Origin of the sequence: Catellatospora coxensis (genome assembly GCF_016862635.1) — a bacterium.
Classification (GTDB): Bacteria; Actinomycetota; Actinomycetes; order Mycobacteriales; family Micromonosporaceae; genus Catellatospora; species Catellatospora coxensis.
Map to the genome: position 1 here is coordinate 1 of NZ_BONI01000167.1, position 3,237 is coordinate 3,237.

Sequence of the window (3,237 nt, forward strand, 5' to 3'; positions counted from 1 at the left end):
CGGAGCACCGCTCCGGCCACGCCGCCTGTTCTGTCGTTCGTTACCGGTATGCCGCGCCCAGCGCCTTGAGCCGGGCGTGGACCCCGTCGTACGCGCCGGCGCGCCCCAGGTACGCCTTGGCCACCTTGGCGACCATGGTGTAGTTGGTGTCGCAGACGTTGCCGACGGGCGCCTCCCCGGCCTGGCTGACCAGCTGCAGCGAGTCGAGCAGGTCGAGCCCGGTCAGCTCGGACACCCAGGTGACCAGGTCGTGCTGGCTGATCCGGAACGCGTCCTCCAGCGGCCGGGCCGAGCCGGTCGCCATGAGGTGCGTGTCGGACTCCAGCCGCGGCCACGGCGTGCCGACGCCCTTGATCAGGTCGACGACGAGCACGGTCTCCATCGCGGCCTCGACCGCGACGCCGGACACCTCGCCCTGGCCCTGGCGGGCGTGGCCGTCACCGACGGCGAACAGCGCGCCTTCGACGTTGACGCCGAAGTAGGCGGTCACCCCGGCGCGCAGTTCCGGGGTGTCCATGTTGCCGCCGTGCGCGTCGGGCGTGATCGTCATCCGGGCCTCGAACGCGCCCGGCGCGACGCCGACGGTGCCGTGCATCGGGTCCAGCGGCAGGTCCACCGTGAAGTCCGAGTTGCGGGCGCTGTAGCGGGCGACGCCCGCGGCGAGGTCGATGTCGTACACCCAGACCCGCTCCTCCAGCGGCGGCTGCAGGGTCGCGGTGTGCGACGTCGAGGTGAGCGCGCCGAAGTGCGGGAAGGTGCTGGACACGGCCCAGTCGCGGGCCGGGGTGATGGACACGAAGTGCAGCGCCAGGGTGTCGCCCGGCTCGGCCCCTTCGACGAAGAAGGGGCCGGTGACCGGGTTGAGGTACGGGAACCGGCAGACCTGCGAGGGCAGGTCGCCGAATCCCCGGACCGCGCCGCCGAAGCAGTCCTCGGTGCGGATCTTGAGCACGTCCCCGGGGCGGACCTTCGCCACCGGCGGGTTGGGCCCGAAGGTGTACGCCAGCTGCTCCGGGGTCGGGTCGAACTCGATGTACTCGCTCACGCGACGTCCACGTCGGTGTCGTTGCCGCCGACGCCGGACAGCTTCGGGGCGCGGCCCATCGCGTACAGCACGCCGAGCGCGAGCAGGCCGAGGCCGATCCAGATGAAGCCGGTGATCTGGGTGTAGAGCTTCATGTTGATGAGCACCGCGATCAGCAGGCCGGCGCCGACCAGCGGCACGACCAGGTGCAGCAGCCAGTTGCGGCTGCCGTTGCGCACCACGTAGTGCCAGATGACCGCGGCGTGCAGCGCCAGCCAGGCGACCATCGCGCCGAAGTTCACCATGGTGGCGATCAGCGTGATGGTGTCCTCGCCCTTCTCGGTGAGGTAGTACAGCGCGGTGCCGGAGATGGCCAGCGAGACCAGCGCGGTGAACAGGACCGCGTTGACCGGCGAGGCGTGCTTGCTGGACACCTTGGCCAGGAACTTCGGCAGCTGCTTGTCGCGGGCCATCGCGAACAGCAGACGCGACAGGGCGGTCTGGGCGACCATCGAGTCGGGCAGGCCCCAGGCGATCGCGGTGGCGACCAGGCACAGCGTGGCCAGCCACGGCGCGCCCGCGGCGACCTCGGCGGCGGCGTAGAAGGCGTTGCCGACGGTCGCGGCGTCGCCGCCGATCAGGGCGGCCGGGTCGGTGACGAACAGCGACGCGACCCAGGTCTGCGCGATGAAGATCAGACCGGCGAGCAGCAGCACGACGGCCATGGCGCGGCCGACCTGGCGGGCGCCGCCCTTGCTCTCCTCGGCCAGCATCGAGATGCCGTCGAAGCCCAGGAAGCTGAGCGCGGCGACCGACACCGAGCCGAGCACGATGCCGAAGCTGAAGTTGTCGGAGTTGAAGAACGCGCTGGTCCAGTCGCCGTTGCCGCGCCCGTCGGCCAGGCCGATGATGCCCATGACCAGGAAGATGCCGAGGACGATGAGCTCACCGGCGATCATGATGTTGATGGCGACGGCGGTGAGCCGGATCCCGAAGTAGTTGATCACGGCGTTGATGGCGACGAAGCCGACCAGCCAGATCCACGCCGACACCGACGGCACCGCCGCCTCGATGGTGACCGACGCGACCAGGTAGAGCAGGCCCGGAACCAGGAAGTAGTCCAGCATGATGGCCCAGCCGGCGATGAAGCCGACCGGCGCGGCGATCCCGCGGCCCGCGTAGTTGTAGACGGACCCGGCGATCGGGAACGCCTTGACCATCTGCGCGTACGACGAGGCGGTGAACAGCATCACGACCAGGCCGGCGATGTACGCCAGCGCCACCATGCCCTGCGAGGCCGCGTAGACCGAGCCGAAGATCGCGAACGGTGCGATCGGCACCATGTAGATCAGGCCGTAGAACAGCAGGTCGGTGAAGCTGAGCGAGCGGCGTAGCTGGGGGGTGTAGCCGAACTTGCTGAGCTCGGGGTCACCGGCCGGTGTGGCCGCGTCCCCCGTGGCCGCCGTGGAAGGCGTGAGCACGGACATTACCGAGCCTCCAGTTGTCATCTGATGTTCGACGTAGAGTGGCGCGACGCACACGCCAACGTCTCATTGGCGAGTACCGCCGACCCGCCGGGTAGATGTGAGCTCCGGACAAGTACTCCCACCGGCTAGTTGTCCGGACCGTCCAATGCGGCCAGCGCGTCCCGGACGAACGGGTGAGTCGCCGACAGATTCGTATCGGCCAGCACCATCGTCAGCAGCCGCCGCGCGTCGTCGACCGACGCGTCCCCGGCCTCCTTGCGCCGCCGTCGCCGCCCGTCGCTGGCCTGCTGCTCGGCCCGCACCGCCGGGTAGATGCCCGACAGCAGGCCGCCGGTCTGCAGCACCTCGTCACAGCGGCGCGCCAGGTCCTCGGTCGGCCAGCGCTCGCCCGACTCGACCTTGGCGATCATCGCCTCACTGTGCGGCATACGCTGCGCCAGCCGGCCCTGCGAATACCCGCGTACGCCACGCCACCAGCGCAGTTGCGCCGCGAAGTCCCTGGCCGCCGATGCCTGCGCGCGGCCCGTCAAGGGCTCGGTCATGCCCCGCCTCCGAGGGGTCAGTGTCCACAAAGGACGTACCGTACCGCTCCCACCCCGCGCGGCTGAAAACACGAGACAGTAAACAACACCGACAGGCGGTCGTCCATGCATGAATACGCTTGACGTGCTCCCCGCCCTAAAGGACGAGGACTCCCTTGGTCGCCCTCGGGTCTTCCTGTTTCGT

At 69.6% G+C, this 3,237-nt stretch carries 3 protein-coding genes; all 3 read right to left on the reverse strand.

Annotated elements, in window-relative coordinates; translation table 11 throughout:
* Nucleotides 1-40: 40 nt before the first annotated feature.
* Nucleotides 41-1,045, reverse strand: a complete 1,005-nt coding sequence (locus tag Cco03nite_RS41690) for an acetamidase/formamidase family protein (protein ID WP_203699583.1) — start codon at nt 1,043-1,045, stop codon at nt 41-43.
* Nucleotides 1,042-2,505: an APC family permease gene (locus tag Cco03nite_RS41695; RefSeq protein WP_373314464.1), complete on the reverse strand. Its 1,464-nt coding sequence runs from the start codon at nt 2,503-2,505 to the stop codon at nt 1,042-1,044. The genes Cco03nite_RS41690 and Cco03nite_RS41695 overlap by 4 nt, the downstream gene beginning before the upstream one ends.
* A gap of 131 nt (nt 2,506-2,636) precedes the next feature.
* Nucleotides 2,637-3,053 carry a helix-turn-helix domain-containing protein gene (locus tag Cco03nite_RS41700; protein ID WP_203699585.1) on the reverse strand — a complete coding sequence of 139 codons (417 nt, stop codon included), beginning with the start codon at nt 3,051-3,053 and terminating at the stop codon, nt 2,637-2,639.
* Nucleotides 3,054-3,237: the final 184 nt, after the last annotated feature.

What these genes read in the sequence shown, in the direction of transcription:
- Cco03nite_RS41700 (WP_203699585.1), bottom strand. Translation starts at nt 3,053, where the DNA reads ATGACCGAGCCCTTGACGGGCCGCGCGCAGGCATCGGCGGCCAGGGAC.